This window comes from Glycomyces lechevalierae (genome assembly GCF_027622945.1).
Taxonomy (GTDB): domain Bacteria; phylum Actinomycetota; class Actinomycetes; order Mycobacteriales; family Micromonosporaceae; genus Glycomyces; species Glycomyces rutgersensis.
The window spans coordinates 328,699-343,394 of sequence record NZ_JAPZVQ010000002.1 but is presented as its reverse complement, the minus strand read 5'-3'; the positions used below and the strand labels follow the sequence as shown (position 1 = coordinate 343,394).

General features: G+C 70.5%; 15 protein-coding genes, 2 tRNA genes and 1 pseudogene. 6 read left to right on the top strand and 12 right to left on the bottom strand.

Going from position 1 to position 14,696, the window contains the following annotated elements; genetic code table 11:
• Nucleotides 1-333: 333 nt before the first annotated feature.
• Genes O2L01_RS05295 through O2L01_RS05285 form a run of 3 tightly spaced genes read right to left on the bottom strand, consistent with a single transcriptional unit; the run spans nucleotide 334 to nucleotide 3,570 of the window.
• Nucleotides 334-1,215, bottom strand: coding sequence for an NUDIX hydrolase (locus O2L01_RS05295; protein ID WP_270120835.1), 882 nt, complete (start codon nucleotides 1,213-1,215; stop codon nucleotides 334-336).
• The gene (locus tag O2L01_RS05290; protein WP_270120834.1) at nucleotides 1,212-3,260 is read right to left on the bottom strand and encodes an RNA degradosome polyphosphate kinase; all 2,049 of its coding nucleotides are present in this window, start codon (nucleotides 3,258-3,260) and stop codon (nucleotides 1,212-1,214) included. Before O2L01_RS05290 ends, O2L01_RS05295 begins: the two co-directional genes overlap by 4 nt.
• 52 nt (nucleotides 3,261-3,312) lie before the next feature.
• Nucleotides 3,313-3,570 (bottom strand): hypothetical protein, encoded by a 258-nt coding sequence (locus O2L01_RS05285; protein ID WP_270120833.1) that lies wholly within the window; start codon nucleotides 3,568-3,570, stop codon nucleotides 3,313-3,315.
• Here O2L01_RS05285 and O2L01_RS05280 point away from each other — a divergent pair.
• Nucleotides 3,554-3,868 (top strand): hypothetical protein, encoded by a 315-nt coding sequence (locus O2L01_RS05280; protein ID WP_270120832.1) that lies wholly within the window; start codon nucleotides 3,554-3,556, stop codon nucleotides 3,866-3,868. The genes O2L01_RS05285 and O2L01_RS05280 overlap by 17 nt on opposite strands.
• A gap of 64 nt (nucleotides 3,869-3,932) precedes the next feature.
• On the opposite strand, the gene O2L01_RS05275 is transcribed toward O2L01_RS05280, so the two are convergent.
• Together O2L01_RS05275 and O2L01_RS05270 are read right to left on the bottom strand one after the other, a co-directional pair.
• Nucleotides 3,933-4,010: transfer RNA gene (locus O2L01_RS05275), tRNA-Asp, on the bottom strand.
• A 90-nt stretch (nucleotides 4,011-4,100) separates the two neighbouring features.
• A tRNA-Glu gene (locus O2L01_RS05270) sits at nucleotides 4,101-4,173 on the bottom strand.
• Nucleotides 4,174-4,401: 228 nt separating this feature from the next.
• On the opposite strand from O2L01_RS05270, the gene pheA reads away from it, so the two are divergent.
• From pheA to O2L01_RS05250, 4 genes are all read left to right on the top strand, one after another.
• Nucleotides 4,402-5,316 carry a prephenate dehydratase gene (gene pheA / locus O2L01_RS05265; RefSeq protein WP_270120831.1) on the top strand — a complete coding sequence of 305 codons (915 nt, stop codon included), beginning with the start codon at nucleotides 4,402-4,404 and terminating at the stop codon, nucleotides 5,314-5,316.
• Nucleotides 5,317-5,346: 30 nt separating this feature from the next.
• A complete protein-coding gene (locus O2L01_RS05260; protein WP_270120830.1) occupies nucleotides 5,347-6,009 on the top strand; it encodes a GOLPH3/VPS74 family protein in 663 nt (220 codons plus the stop codon).
• Nucleotides 6,010-6,160: 151 nt separating this feature from the next.
• A complete protein-coding gene (locus O2L01_RS05255) occupies nucleotides 6,161-6,814 on the top strand; it encodes a helix-turn-helix domain-containing protein (RefSeq protein ID WP_270120828.1) in 654 nt (217 codons plus the stop codon).
• Nucleotides 6,815-6,947: 133 nt separating this feature from the next.
• The gene (locus O2L01_RS05250; RefSeq protein ID WP_270120827.1) at nucleotides 6,948-8,252 is read left to right on the top strand and encodes an MFS transporter; all 1,305 of its coding nucleotides are present in this window, start codon (nucleotides 6,948-6,950) and stop codon (nucleotides 8,250-8,252) included.
• A gap of 423 nt (nucleotides 8,253-8,675) precedes the next feature.
• Here the strand turns inward: O2L01_RS05250 and O2L01_RS05245 are convergent, their stop codons facing one another.
• From O2L01_RS05245 to O2L01_RS05225, 6 genes and pseudogenes are all read right to left on the bottom strand, one after another.
• Complete coding sequence (locus O2L01_RS05245; protein ID WP_333490285.1) at nucleotides 8,676-9,620, bottom strand: ABC transporter ATP-binding protein; 945 nt, start codon at nucleotides 9,618-9,620, stop codon at nucleotides 8,676-8,678.
• Between the two features lie 231 nt (nucleotides 9,621-9,851).
• A pseudogene (locus O2L01_RS25555) lies at nucleotides 9,852-10,085 on the bottom strand (ATP-binding cassette domain-containing protein); the annotation flags it as partial.
• A 14-nt stretch (nucleotides 10,086-10,099) separates the two neighbouring features.
• Nucleotides 10,100-10,903 carry an ABC transporter permease gene (locus tag O2L01_RS05240; protein ID WP_270120826.1) on the bottom strand — a complete coding sequence of 268 codons (804 nt, stop codon included), beginning with the start codon at nucleotides 10,901-10,903 and terminating at the stop codon, nucleotides 10,100-10,102.
• Nucleotides 10,904-10,917: 14 nt separating this feature from the next.
• The gene (modA, locus tag O2L01_RS05235; RefSeq protein WP_270120825.1) at nucleotides 10,918-11,670 is read right to left on the bottom strand and encodes a molybdate ABC transporter substrate-binding protein; all 753 of its coding nucleotides are present in this window, start codon (nucleotides 11,668-11,670) and stop codon (nucleotides 10,918-10,920) included.
• Nucleotides 11,671-11,690: 20 nt separating this feature from the next.
• Nucleotides 11,691-12,092: a TOBE domain-containing protein gene (locus O2L01_RS05230; protein WP_270120823.1), complete on the bottom strand. Its 402-nt coding sequence runs from the start codon at nucleotides 12,090-12,092 to the stop codon at nucleotides 11,691-11,693.
• Nucleotides 12,093-12,184: 92 nt separating this feature from the next.
• Nucleotides 12,185-12,538 carry a metallopeptidase family protein gene (locus O2L01_RS05225; protein ID WP_270120822.1) on the bottom strand — a complete coding sequence of 118 codons (354 nt, stop codon included), beginning with the start codon at nucleotides 12,536-12,538 and terminating at the stop codon, nucleotides 12,185-12,187.
• A gap of 53 nt (nucleotides 12,539-12,591) precedes the next feature.
• Here O2L01_RS05225 and serS point away from each other — a divergent pair, with 53 nt between their 5' ends.
• Entirely contained in the window at nucleotides 12,592-13,851 is a 1,260-nt protein-coding gene (gene serS, locus O2L01_RS05220) for a serine--tRNA ligase (protein ID WP_270120821.1), read from the top strand.
• Between the two features lie 363 nt (nucleotides 13,852-14,214).
• Here the strand turns inward: serS and O2L01_RS05215 are convergent, their stop codons facing one another.
• Nucleotides 14,215-14,580, bottom strand: a complete 366-nt coding sequence (locus O2L01_RS05215; protein WP_270120819.1) for a DUF488 domain-containing protein — start codon at nucleotides 14,578-14,580, stop codon at nucleotides 14,215-14,217.
• Between the last annotated feature and the right edge of the window lie 116 nt (nucleotides 14,581-14,696).

Here is a 14,696-nt window from a genome sequence, read left to right as displayed (position 1 = left end):
ACCTCGTCGTCGCTGCCTGGTTGAGCCCTGGATCGAACTGACCGAGGGCCCGAGTCAGGCCCGGCCAGTAGGTGGCCTCGTCGTCGCTGCCTGGTTGAGCCCTGGATCGAACTGACCGAGGGCCCGAGTCAGGCCCGGCCAGTAGGTGGCCCCGTCGTCGCTGCCTGGTTGAGCCCTGGATCGAACTGACCGAGGGCCCGAGTCAGGCCCGGCCAGCAGGCGGCCTTGTCGTCGCTGCCCGTCTGAACCTTGTCGCAACACCCGGCCGGGCAGTCGCAGAAGGCCCCGGGACCCCGTTCCCACCCCGGCATCGTGGTCCCTGTCTGGCGGCGATCAATCGTGGTGCTCGGTCGCCACCAGTTCGCCGTCGGCGGTGTGGAAGACCACGAATGCGCCCTTCTCCAAGGGGGCCAGCGAGGTCGGCGTGCCGAGGCGGTTGCTCACATGCGTGATCATCTCGTCGATGTGCTCGCCGTGGCCGCAGATGACCGTCGGCTTCCCCGCGGCGACGATCTCGTCCAGGCGCGCGGCGACCTCGGCCGGCTTGCTGGTGCCCAACGTGAACTCGGGCAGGCCGGTCACCGGCACCGCCTCGGCCGCGCAGTACGGCAGCAGCGTCTCCAGGCAGCGCGCGCTGGTGGAGCTGTAGGCGCTGCCGGTCGGGTAGGCGGCGAGCAGGACTTCGAGCTGTTGGGCGCGTTCGCGGCCGCGCTGGTTCAAAGGCCGCAGCTCGTCCTGGTCGAACCAGTCCGCTTTGGACATCGCAATGGCGTGGCGGATGAAGACGATCGGCACCGTCTCCCGGGCGATCTGCCGGGAGAAGTCCTCCAGGACGGGCTGGTCGCGTTCATAGGTGAGCCGCCCCGAGACATCGGCGAGCGGGACCCATTCGAGGTCGTCGACCTCGCGCGGGTCCACCGCCTCGTCGACGGCGTCGTCCGAAGTCGGTGTGGCGCACCAGTAGTCGACGCGCTTGAGCTTGCCTTCCTTGTCGTAGAAGGAGGGCGCGAGCGGGCGGCCGAGGACCGGGCGGATGCCGGTCTCCTCGAAGACCTCGCGCTGGGCGGCCGCGAGCAGGTGCTCGCCGCGCTTGAGCTTGCCCTTGGGGAAGGTCCAGTCGCCGTACTTGGGCCGGTGGATGAGGGCGAGCTCGGGGCCGTCGTCGCCTGCGCGCCAAAGGACGGCGCCGGCGGCGAAGATCTCTGGTTGGGTCAACGGTGCTCCTGCATGAGTTGTTCCTGGAGGTCGCCGCCGCTCCGCGAGCGGCTCCACAGCCCCAGCGGGCCGAGCCTCCAGGTCCGGATGTCGGCGTCCATGCCGCGGTCGAGCAGCGAGGTGAGCTGCGCGCGGTGGGCGTCCCCCTCGACCCGCACGAGCACTTCGACGCGGCGGTCGAGGTTGCGGTGCATGAGGTCCGCGCTGCCCAACCATACTTCCGGATCGCCGCCGTTCTCGAACACGTACACCCGGGAGTGTTCCAGGAAGCGCCCGAGCACGCTGCGCACGCGGATGGTCTCGGAGAGGCCGGGGACGCCGGGGCGGAGGGCGCAGATGCCGCGGATGAACAGGTCGACGGGGACGCCGGCCCGGGAGGCCCGGTACAGGGCGTCGATGATGCCCTCGTCGGTGAGCGAGTTGCACTTGAAGCGCAGCCGCGCGGGCAGCCCGTTGCGGTGGTTCTCGATCTCGCGGTCGATGCGCTCGATGAGGCCGGGGCGCAGGGAGTGCGGGGCGACGAGGAGCCGGTGGAAGTCCTCGTCGCGGGAGAAGCCGGTGAGGTGGTTGAAGACGGCGTTGACGTCCTCGCCGACCTCGGGGTCGGTGGTGAGGAGCCCGACGTCCTCGTAGAGCCGCGCGGTCGTGGGGTGGTAGTTGCCGGTGCCCACATGGCTGTAGCGCAGGAGGGTCCCGTCGGACTCCTGGCGCACGACGAGCGCGAGCTTGCAGTGGGTCTTGAGCCCCACTATCCCGTACATGACGTGGCAGCCGGCCTGCTCGAGCTTCTGGGCCCAGTCGATGTTGGCCTGCTCGTCGAAGCGGGCCTTGATCTCCACGACGACGACGACCTGCTTGCCGGCGTCGGCGGCGCTGATGAGGGCGTCGACGATGGGGGACTTGCCGCTGGTGCGGTAGAGGGTCTGCTTGATGGCGAGGACCTTCGGGTCCGCGGCGGCCTCCTCGATGAGCCGTTCGACCGAGGCGGTGAACGAGTCGTAGGGGTGGTGCACGAGGACGTCGCGGTCGCGCATGACGGCGAACAGGTCGGCGTCGGGCGGCAGGACCTTCTCGGAGGGGCGGAACCGCGGGTACTTCATCTCGGTGCGGTCGAGGTCGGCGATCGCGTCGAGCCCGGCGAGGTCGAGCGGGCCGGGCAGCTTGTACACGACCTGCTCGTCGACGCCGAGTTCGGCGATGAGCCGGTCGAGGACCTTCGTGTCGATGGTGTCCTCGACTTCGAGGCGCACGACGGGCCCGAAGCGGCGGCGCAGGAGCTCGCGCTCGAGGGTCTGGAGGAGGTTCTCGGTGATGTCCTCGTCGATCTCGAGGTCCTGGTTGCGGGTGACGCGGAACGTGTGGTGCCCGAGCACGTCCATGCCGGGGAACAGCTGCGCCAGGTGCGCCGCGATGACGTCCTCGAGCGGGGTGAACCGCCCGGGCGCGACGGCCATGAAGCGCGAGAGCAGCGGCGGGACCTTGACGCGCGCGAAGCGGGTCGTGCCGTTGCGGGGGTCGTGGACCTGGACGGCGAGGTTGAGGGACTTGCCGGAGATGTAGGGGAACGGGTGGGCGGGGTCGACGACGAGCGGGGTGAGCACGGGGTAGATGCGGGTGCGGAACAGCTCGTGCATGCGGGCCTGCTCGGCGTCCTCGAGGTCGGCCCAGCGGACGATCGCGATGTCCTCCTTGGCGAGGAGCGGCGCGATCTCGTCGCGGAAGTACTCTGCGTGCTCGATGCTGAGCTGGTGGGCGAGGCGGGCGATGCGGGTGAGGAGGGAGTGGGGCGAGCGGCCCGAGGAGGTGCGCACGGGGAGGCCGGTGGCGAGGCGGCGGATGAGCCCGGCGACGCGGACCATGAAGAACTCGTCGAGGTTGTTCGAGAAGATCGAGAGGAATCTGACCCGTTCCAGCAGCGGCAGTTCGGGGGACTGCGCCAGGCGCAGCACCCGGCCGTTGAACCGCAGCCAGCTCTCCTCCCGGTCGAGGAACCGGTCGGGCGGCAAACCGGTGTCAACGAGGGGAACAGGGTCACTAATCGTCATACATCACAAGGTTAACGAAGAAAGTGAACCCACGGTGAACGCGCTTTGAAATTCACTCGCGATCATCGGATCGCTGCCCGTGACCACTGTGGATGCGACCGTTCGGCCGCACGAGGACGCGCGCCGTCCCCGCCCCTGACCGGCCCTTTTCCATCGCGGGCGCGCGCAGCGCCGGATCGCCCGACCGGGAACCGGTGAAGGTGTCCTGCAGGTTGCCGGGCCGCCCGGCGCGAACGGCGATTACCCGGCGCCGTCTCGGGTAAACCGCGATCATGAGCGGGAAGGAGGCGGCGATGACCGACGAGAGCATGGAAGAACTGAGGGACCCCTTCGAGTTCGTCGACGACGACGAGGAGACCGACGAGGAGCTGGAGGAGGAGATCCTCGACGCGACCGACTACGCGGAGGCCGACCGCTTCGGCATGACCGCGGACGAGGAGCGCCGGGGCGCGCCGCTCTCCGCTGAACTCGCCGCGGAGGAGCCCGAGGTCTGGGAGGAGCAGTACGAGCCCGGACCGGGCGACCCGATCCCCGACGAGCCGGCCGAACCCGAGCCCGAACCCGAATCCCCGCCCCCGGACGAACCGGCCCCGCCGACGCGCCTGTGACACGCGGGGAGCGAAGGAAGCAGGCAACGAGAAAGCCCGCCGACGAATCGGCGGGCTTTTCCTCTGGCGGTCCCGACGGGATTTGAACCCGCGACCTCCACCTTGACAGGGTGGCGAGCACTCCTAGCTGCTCTACGGGACCTTGGTCGAACACTTTCGTGTCCTACAAGGCCGTAAGACCTCTTTATTTATACCAGGCGCTCACCGTGTGACCGGCGCCGCGTCTGGGCTGTACCCCCAACGGGATTCGAACCCGTGTTACCGCCTTGAAAGGGCGGCGTCCTAGGCCCCTAGACGATGGGGGCGCTCAGTGATCCTGGCACACGACCTCGAGAGTCGCATTCCGATTTCTCTGGGCTTACCACCGCGGAATTCCGCTTGGGCTCGACAAGCATACGGGACAGCGAGAAGTCCGTCCACGGCGGGGCGCCGATGAGATCGCCGTCTCATCGGCGCCGGGACGCGAACGGACCGCCGTACCCCTCAAGCTGCAGCTCGCGGCCCCTGCCCGCCCCTCTTGCTAGCGTTGGCGCATGGAGTTCGCCTATCTCGGACCGCGCGGGACCTTCACCGAGGCCGCGCTCCGGCGCCTGCCCGCCGCCAAGACCGCCACCGCCGCACCGATGTCCTCGATCTTCGAGGTCCTCGACGCCGTGCGCCGCGGCGAGGTCGACGCGGGCTTCGTGCCGATCGAGAACTCCCAGGAGGGCACCGTCACGATCACCGTGGACGAGCTCGTGGGCGGCGACCCGCTCGTCATCGTCGGCGAGGTCGTCCTCCCCGTGACCTTCGTGCTCGCCTCCGAGAAGCCCGTCGCGGAGATCACCACCGTCGCCTCGATGCCCGTCGCCCTCGCCCAGGTGCGCAAGTACCTGCGCCGCGAACTGCCGAACGCCGTCGTCCACCAGGCCCTCTCGACCGCCCAGGCCGCCCAGCGCGCCGCCGACGGCGAGTTCGACGCCGCCGTGTGCCCGCCGTTCGCCGCCGAAGCCGTCGGGCTTCCCGTGCAGGCCTTCGACATCGGCGACAACCCGAACGCCGCCACCCGTTTCGTCCACGTCGTGCGGCCCACCGCCCCGCCGGAGCCGACCGGGAACGACATCACCTCGCTCGTCGTCTACATCGACTACGACCGGGTCGGGGCGCTCCTCGGCGTGCTCACCGAGTTCGCCATCCGCGGCATCAACCTCACCCGCATCGAATCGCGCCCCACCGGCGAAGGCCTCGGCCGGTACGCGTTCTTCCTCGACTGCACCGGCCACCTCGCCGACGCGCGCATGGGCGAGGCGCTCATGGGCCTGCGCCGCATCTGCGACGACGTGCGCTACCTCGGCTCCTACCCGAGGGACCACTCCGACGCGCCCGTCCCGCCGCCCGCCGGCCTGAGTGACGCCGACTTCGCCGACGCCGCCGCCTGGCTCGACCGCCTCCGCGGCACGGGCGCGTGAACCGGGCGGAGGCCACCTAGGCTGGGGCGCATGACCACCCTCGTCGAAGAACTGCTCCTGCTCGCCTACGACGACGCCACCGGCCGCGACCGCAGCGGCGGCTACCTCGAGCTCGGGCTCGGCGGCGCGGTCGTCCTCGAACTCACGATCGCCGGGAGACTCGAGGTCGCCGACAAGAAGGTGCGCGTCCTCGACGGCGAGCCCCTGGGCGACCCGCTCCTCGACGACCGCCTCGCCGCGATCGCCGCCGACAGGCCCCGCGCGCCCAGGGCCGTGGTCGAGCGGACCGCCAAGAAGCTCAAACCGCTCGTCCTCGACGGCCTCGTCCAGGACGGCGTGCTCCGCCACGAGCACGGCAAGGCCCTCGGGATCTTCCCGCTCAACCGGTACCTGCCGAACGACCCGGCCGCCGAGGCCGACGCCAAGGCCCGGCTCGGCGCGGCCGTCGACGCGGCCCGGGCCGAGGACGCCCGCACGGCGGCCCTCGCCGCCCTCGTCTACGCCATGAAGCTCGAGCGCGTGGTCTTCCCCGACCGGAAGGCCGGACCGACCCGCAAGGCGCTCAAGGCGATCGCGGACGGCTCCTGGGCCGGGGACGCGACCCGCAAAGCCGTCGAGGCGGCCCAGGCCGCCGTCATGTCCGCCGTGACCGCCGCGGTGGCGGTCAACGCGTCGTCCTCCGGCTCGAGCTGACCGGGACGCCGTCCTCGCCGCGCCGCCCCGCACGGCGTGGTTAGCTTGGGGTATGTCTGAAACAACTGCTTCAGAGCCGGACCGGGACGGTGTCGGGGGTCCTGCGATCCCGCCTCGTCCGGTGCCACCGGTCCCACCGGCCCCTCCAGTCGTGCCGGTTCCGCCTGACCTGCCCGCCGTGCCGCCGCCTCCTGCGGCCCGCCCGCCGCTCTCCAAGATGGATCAGGAGAAGATCAGCGACCCGGAGCGGATGAAGGCGCTCGCCCACCCGGCGCGCATGGCGGTGTTCGACTTCCTCGGCACGCGCCGGATCGAGGGCGCCGACGGCGCGACCGCGACCGAGATCGCCGAGGTCGCGGGCATGACCCCGAGCGCGATGAGCTACCACCTGCGGACCCTCGCGAAGGCCGGGTTCATCGAGGAGGCCCCCAACCGCGGCGACGCGCGCGAGCGGGTGTGGCGCCTGCGGCTGCACAGCTTCGAGATCAGCGCCGAACCCGACGCGCCCGAGAGCGCCCAGATCGTCGAGCGCGAGATGGTGGAGGCCTTCGCGAACGAGCACCAGCGGGCGTTCGAACGCTGGCTCCAGGCCCGGCACCAGCTCGATCCGGGGCTCAAGGACCTTTCGACGATGGCGAGCGGGCGGTTCCGGTTGAAGCCCGACGAGCTGCTGGAGTTCCGGACCCGGTTCTTCGCCCTGATGGACGAGTACGTGGAGCGCAGCAACGAGTACACCGAGAAGGGCGACGAGGACGACGGGACGATGATCTTCCGCTACATGCTTCGCCTCTTCCCGAACGTGTGAGCGCGACCGGTCGGCGGCGGCCGGTCTCGTTGCACCGCTAGGGGAGGCCGCCCGCGCCGGGTTCTGAAAGAAAATCTTCGAAAAATCTGAAAAACCTCTTTCGCATCTCGATGTGAAAGAGTAGTTTCGAAGCATGTCTTTCACATCCTTCATCGACGGGACCCGCTGGTCCGACGTCTACACCGCCGCGACCTGCGCGTTCCTCGCCGGAACCGCCATGTTCACGGCCGACTTCGCCCTCACCCTCCAGCTCCAGAGCCAAGGCTTCGGCGGCTTCGCGATCGCCGCGCTCATCATCTGCGCCACCTTGCCGCTGGTCGTGCTCGCGCCGGTCACCGGCCGCATGGCGGACCGCTTCGACAGTCGCACCCTGATGGCCGTCTCCGGGCTCGTCCAGACCGCGGCGATCATCGCGATGGTGTTCACCGACAACCTGTACGCCCTGTACGGGCTCGTCATCGTCAACGCCGCCGGGACGGCGGTCCTGCAGCCGGTCGTGAGCGCGCTCGTCCCGGCCATGTCGCGACGCGAGGACCTGCCGCACGCGGTCGCGCTGGTCCAGACGGGGACCCTCGTCGGCCTCGCGGCCGGGCCCGCGGTGGCCGGGTTCCTCATTGGCGCCAACGGTGTCGGCGCGGCGCTGATGCTCGCGGCGGCCTGCGCGATGGCGCGGGTGCTGCTGTGCTGCGACATCCGCACCCGCCGCGGCGGCGTGCGTCGTGAACTCCCGGTGCACCAGGCGGCCAAGGGAACCGGATGGCGGCTCGGCGGCGACCGGCTGCTGACCGCGATGGTGTTCGGGCTCAGCGCGGTGATCGCGGCGATGTGCGCGGTGAACGTGCTCAGCGTGTTCCTGGTGCGCGAGGTTTACGGCGCGACCGAGAGCATGTACGGGCTCATCAAGGCCTGCTGGACGATCGGCATGGTCGGGGGTGCCTGGATCGCGGCCGCGGTGATCCGGCGGCTGGACCGCGACGTGCAGCTCGCGTGGATGCTCATGGCGTGCCTCGCCGGGGTCGGGCTGGTGTGCTTCGGGCAGGGGATGCCGCTGTTCACGGTGCTGCTTCTCGTGCCGCTCAACCTGATCGGCGGGATCTTCAACGCGGGGGAGAACTCCGCGCTCGGCATCGCAGTGGCCCGCCGGGTCCCCGAGGCCTTCCGGGGCCGCGCGAACGCGGCCGTCGGCGGGCGCGTCAACGCCGCGCAGCTGATCGGCTTCCTGCTCGGCGGCGGGCTTTCCGCGGTGATGGACGTGCAGACCGCTTTCGCCGCTGTCGGTCTGGTGTCGATCGCGATCGTGCTCGTCTGCCTGCCGGTGATCCGCCGCGCGGCTCGCGAGGACGACCCGACCTCGGCCGGCCCGGCGACGCCGGAACTCGGAAAGCCGGAGCTGGCGGGAGCGGCGGCGTTAGCGCCGTTCGGGATCTACCATCCCTAGCCCCCACCCACCCAGGGGAAAGGTAGGTCCGACGATCGCGCAAGGGTGTGACAGTTCCGGGGCTCGCGGCTTGCCGCAGGCCCCGGTTTCACTCTTTCCGGTGAGCGGGGTGAGCGGGGTGAGCGGGGTGAGCGGGGTGAGCGGGGTGAGCGGGGTGAGCGGGGTGAGCGGGGTGAGCGGGGTGAGCGGGGTGAGCGGGGTGAGCGGGGTGAGCGGGGTGAGCCCGAAGACGCGGATGCGGCGGCCGGGTCCTCCAGCGCCGGTGTGCATCGCTGCAAGCCGCGCTTCAAGGAAGCGGCCGACCGCGGCTTCGCAGCCGCCAGGAGTGCGCGAGTCGTGGGTCGATCGAAGCCACAGGTCCCGGCAGCGACCTCGGCGACGGTGCCGGGTCGGCGCGGCTGAAGGCGAAGCGGCCCTTGGGATTCAGGCGGGGTAGGTGCGGATTTCGGAGGCCTTCACGGTCGCCCAGACCTCGCGGCCGGGTTCGAGGCGGAGGTGGGCGGCGGCGGCCGGGGTCACGTCGGCGGCGGCTTTGAGGGGGCCGTCAAGTTGGACGCGGAGGTTGTCGCCGTGCCGGTGGACGCCCGAAACGGTTGCCCGCCAAGTGTTCCGCGGACTCCCGTCCGGCCGCTCCGGGTACAGCGCGACCGCGCTCGGCGGAAACGCCGCGAACGCAGGCCCTTCGAGCGGATCGGAGGCGACGAGCACGACCGGGCCTTCGGGCGAGGCTGCCGCTCCGCCTTCGCCGACCGGCTCGGCGCTTGCAGCGTCGGACCGAGATCCGCTTCCAGTAGCGCTTCCGCTTGCGGTGCGGGTACTGCTGCCGACGACGATCTGGTGGCCTTCCGCCTTGCCCCGGTAGAGGTTCAAGCCGACGAGGCGCGCGATGTAGTCCGTTCTCGGACGGGCCGTGACCGACTCGGCGTCGCCCTCCTGCACCGCCCTGCCGTTCTCGATCACCACGAGGCGGTCGGCGAGCATGAGCGCGTCCACCGGGTCGTGCGTGACCACGATCGCCGGGCCTGAGTGGCCCGCCAGATGCCGGTGAAGCTCCGCCCGGGTGTCGAGTCGGGTCCGGGCGTCAAGCGCCGCCAGCGGCTCGTCCAGGAGCAGCAGCGCCGGATCCGTCGCCAACGCCCGAGCCAGCGCCACCCGCTGCGCCTGCCCGCCGGAAAGCTGCTTGGGACGCCGCTTCCCGAACTCCGCCAAGCCGACCCGGTCGAGCCACTCGGCCGCGAGCGCCCGCGACTCGGCCCGCCCTTGCCCTCGCCGCCTCGGACCGAACGCCACATTGTCGATCGCGGTCAGATGCGGGAACAGCAGGTAGTCCTGGAAGACGACGCCGATCCGTCGTGCTTCGGGCGGCACCCAGCGGTCGCTTCGCGCGTCGCCGGTGCCTTGCCCGGGGGCGCCTTCTCGGCTCGATCCGCGTATCCCGCTCGATCCGATGCCTTCTCGGTTCGATCTGCGCTTGGCCTCGTCGTGCTTGAGCGCGCCTTGTTCGAAAGCGTCCGGTGAGGACTGTCGGACCCCTGTGTCAGGGTTGTTGACCGGGGGCCCATCGATGTGCGACTCGCTTCGCGCTGCCCTCGTCCGGCCGACCCGCGTCCCGGGCCGGTCCAGGATCTCACCGTTCAAGGCGATTTGTCCGCCCGAAAGTGCCTCGAGCCCGGCCAGGGCCCGCAATGCTGTGGTCTTTCCCGCACCGTTGGGGCCCAACAAGGCCACGGTCTCGCCCGGCGCGACGTGGAGCCGCAGATCGAGGCGGAACGAACCCGTTCCGGTCGCGCCCCTCTCGACCACCAGGTGCGCGTCCAGCCCTCGCTCGGCCATTCCATTCGGGGTGCTCATGGGGCCGCCGTCCAGCGGTCGCGCAGCGACGCCAGCACGATGACCGACACTGCCAGCAGGATCAGGCTGAGCACGATCGCGGCCTCCAGATCCGATTGCAGCGCGAGGTAGACCGCGAGCGGCATCGTCTGCGTGCGGCCCGGGAAGTTCCCCGCGAAGGTGATCGTCGCGCCGAACTCGCCGAGCGCCCGCGCCCAGCACAGCACCGCCCCGGCGAGCACGCCAGGCGCGACCATCGGCAGGGTGACGTGCGTGAACACCGTCCAGCGGCCCGCCCCGAGGGTCGCCGCGGCCTCCTCGAAGCGGAGGTCCGCCCCGCGCAGCGCGCCCTCGACCGAGACGACCAGGAACGGCATCGACATGAACGTCATCGCCAGCACGACCGCCGTGGTCGTGAACGGGATCGTGATGTCGAACCGCTCGTGCAGCCACGACCCGATGATCCCGTTGCGCCCGAACACGAGGAGCAGCGCGACGCCGCCGACCACCGGCGGCAGCACGAGCGGAACGGTCACCAGGGCGCGCAGGACGCTGCGTCCGGGGAAGTCGCCGCGCGCGAGCAGCCAGGCGATCGGGACGCCGAACAGCAGTGAGAGCGCGGTCGCGGCGGTCGCCGTGAGGAGCGAGAGCCGCAGGGCCGCGAGCATCTCGGGTTCGGCGAGGCGCGCGGGCAGTTCGGCCCAGGGAGCCCTGGCGAGCAGGCCCGCGAGGGGCAGGATGAGGAACGCCAGACCGATCGCGGCGGGGGCCAGGAGCGCGGCCGGGACTCGGCGGCGTCGAAGGGTCCGCTTGGCGGGCATGGCGTTCCGCGACCTCATGGGTGCTGGAATCCGGCGGCTTGGAGCACGGCCTGGGCGTCGTCGGCGAGGACGTACGCGGCGAACTCTGCCGCGAGGTCCGGGCTGGGGGCGTCCGTGAGCGCGGCGATCGGGTACGCGTTGACCGCGCCGGCGGACTCGGGAAACTCGACGGCGTCGACCTCGTCCTCGGCTGCAATCGCGTCCGTGCGGTAGACGAGCGCGGCGTCGACCTCGCCGAGGGTGAGCTTCTGAAGCGTGGACTTGACGTCGGCCTCGTAGGTGACCGGCGTGAGGCCGGTGTCGCCGAGCGCGGTCTGCGCGGCGGACCCGCAGGGGACTTCCTCGGCGCAGGCGGCGAAGTCGAGGCCGGCGAGGTCCGCGAGGCCGGTGACGCCGTCGGGGTTGCCTTCGGGGACGGCGATCACGAGTTGGTTGAGCGCGAACGTGTCCGGGTCGGCGGCGGCCCCGGCCTCCACTACTTTGTCCATGTTGGACTCGTCGGCGGAGGCGAAGACGTCCGCGGGCGCGCCCTCGGTGATCTGGGCGGCGAGGTCGGAGGAGCCCGCGAAGTTGAACTCGACGGTCACGCCGTCGTGCTCGGCTTCGAACCGGTCGCCGATCTCGGTGAACGCCTCCGTGAGCGACGCCGCCGCGAACACGGTCACGGTGCCGTCCGAGCCGGCCTCGGCCTCGTCGCCGGAGCCGCACGCTGCGAGGGAGGCGAGGGCGAGTGCCGCGGTCGCGGCGAGGGTTGCTCTGGCACGCATGGGACTCCGATCCGAAGGGGCTAGCGGTCCGAGCGTTCGACGACCACGTTCGTTGACTTGACGACCGCGGTGCCGAGCGAGCCGACCTCGAGCCCGAGCTCGTCCACGGCCTCGCGGCTCATGAGCGAGACGACCCGGAACGGCCCGACCTGCAAGTCGACCTGCGCCATCACCTGGTCCTTGGTGATGGCGGTGACGATGCCGCGCAAGCGGTTCCGCGCCGAAGACGAACCGGCCCCCGCGTCGGGGGCGCTGGCGCGCTCGCGTGCGAACGCGGCGAGGTCGGCGCCCGAGATCACCCGGTGGCGCTGCCCCTGCTCGTCACGGGAGGCGGCGAGGCGCCCGGAGTCGATCCAGCGCCGGACCGTGTCGGCGGAGACCCCGAGCAGTTCGGCGGCCTCCCCGATGCGAAACGTCGTCACGGCCTCAGCTTAACCTCGCGGATGCGAGTGTCGATAGCTCGTCAGGCTCGTATTTACCGGACTGTTACCTCGGATCCAGCGCAGATGCGTCCTCAGCCCCAGCCCAGTTCGTGGAGGCGGGACTCCTCGATGCCGAAGTGATGGGCGATCTCGTGCACCACCGTCACCGCGACCTCGTCGACCACTTCCTCGGGCGACGAGCACATCCGCAGCGTCGGGCCCCGGTAGATCGTGATCGTGTCCGGCAGGACCCCGCCGTACTCCCAGCCCCGGTCCGTCAGCGCCGTCCCCTGGTAGAGCCCCAGGAGTTCCTTCTCCGGGCCCTCCGGTTCGTCCTCCACCAGGATCACGACGTTGTCGAGCATCGCCATCAGCTCCTGCGGCACCGCGTCCAGCGCGTCCGACACCGCCGCCTCGAATTCCGCCTCGCCCATATCGACCGCCACACGCCCACAATATGCGCTCGGAGCGGAGGTGGCCTGGCCGGTAATCTGGTCCCGTGATTGATCTGCGTGCACTGCGAGACAACCCGGACGCCTACCGCGACAGCCAGCGGAAGAGGGGCGCCTCCGTCGAGGCCGTCGACGCCCTGCTCTCCGCGGACGCCGACCACCGCAGTGCCCTCCAGTCCTTCGAGACGCTCCGCGCCGAGCAGAAGGGCCTGGGCAAGCGGATCGCCGGCGCGGCCGCCGAGGAGAAGCAGGCGCTGCTCGAACGCACCAAGACCCTCTCGGAGGAGGTCAAGGCCGCCGAACTCAAGGTGACCGCGACCGCCGCCGCGTTCGACGCGGCCGGGAAGGCCATCCCCAACCTGGTCGCCGACGGCGCTCCCGCCGGCGGCGAGGACGACTACATCGTGCTGCGCGAGGTCGGCGAGAAGAAGCCGATCGAGGACCCGAAGGACCACCTCGAGCTCGGCACGGCCCTCGGCCTGCTCGACACCGAGCGCGGCGCCAAGACCTCCGGCGCCCGCTTCTACTACCTGACCGGCGACGGCGCGCTCCTGCAGCTCGCCATGCTCAACCTGGCGATCATGCAGGCCGTCGAGACCGGCTTCACGCCGATGATCCCGCCGGTGCTAGTGCGCCCGGAAGCCATGGAGGGCACCGGTTTCCTCGGCGAGCACGCCGACGAGATCTACTACCTCGAACGCGACGAGATGTACCTCGTGGGCACCTCGGAGGTGCCGCTCGCGGCCTACCACTCGGGCGAGAACCTCGGCGAGCTGACCGCGCCGCGCCGGTACGCGGGCTGGTCCTCGTGCTTCCGCCGCGAGGCCGGGTCGTACGGCAAGGACACGCGGGGCATCATCCGCGTGCACCAGTTCGACAAGGTCGAGATGTTCTCGTTCTGCCGGCCCGAGGACGCCGCGGCCGAGCACGAGAAGCTCTTGTCCTATGAGGAGCAGATGCTCCAGAAGATGGAGCTGCCCTACCGGGTCATCGACGTCGCCGCCGGCGACCTCGGGACCTCGGCCTCGCGCAAGTTCGACTGCGAGGCCTGGGTGCCCACCCAGGGGCGGTACAGGGAGCTGACGTCAACCTCGAACTGCACCACGTTCCAGGCCCGGCGCCTGAATGTGAAGTACCGCGACGAGCAGGGCAAGAACGCGGTGGCGGCGACCTTGAACGGGACGCTCGCGACCACGCGCTGGCTCGTGGCGATCCTCGAGAACCACCAGCAGCCGGACGGGTCGGTGGCGGTGCCGAAGGCGCTGCAGCCGTTCCTCGGCAAGGACGTGCTCGAGCCGAAGAAGTAGACGCGATACGCGAGCGGCCCGCCGGTCTGGGGACTGGCGGGCCGCTGGCTTTCGGGCGTTTCCGGTTGTTTTGGCGACCAGACCAACTCACGGGCCCCCGGTCAACCACCCTGGCATGGGGGTCTGACATTCGGGGCGGGTCGCGGTTCGGGCCGGTCGCGGTGCGCAAGGTTCGCGAGCGTTCCTCGGGTGTGAATCGGGGTGGGCCGACGTCGGGGCGGCTGCGAATGGGGCCGGGCAGCAGTTCGCCCGGTTCGCGAGCCCTCTTCGGGTGCGAACCGGGCGTTTCCGGTTGATTTGGCGTACCTACGAAATTGCGGGCCCCCGGTCGATAACCCTGACATAGGGGTCCGACAGTGGAACCTATTCGGCCAGTTGCTCTTCGAGCCAGGCCTTCAAAACGAGTGCGTGGTTCACTTCCGGGTCCTTCGCGGCGTAGAGGAGGGTGACGGGGCCCGAACGTGCCGCCTCCAGGAGGGGTTCGGCGCGTTCGGGGTGGCCCTCGAGCTCGCTGCGGTAGCGGCCGGTGAACTCTTCGAAGCGGTCGGCCATGTGGCCGAACCAGATCCGCAGGTTCGGCGACGGCGCGGCGTCCTGCGCCCAGGTGACCCCGTCCAGGTCCTCCTTGCTGACGCCGCGCGGCCAGAGCCGGTCGACGAGGAAGACCGACCCGGACCGCTGCGGGTCCCGGCGGTAGTCGTAGACGCGTTCGATCGTGATCTCGCCCATGCACGAACCGTATGCCGCTCGCCGTCCCGATGGGCCGGTTTGGGCGATTGCAGCTCGTCATGCGAGCGGCGGCGTGAGTTCAAACGCTCGGTACCCCTCCGTTCACCCGGCGGGGG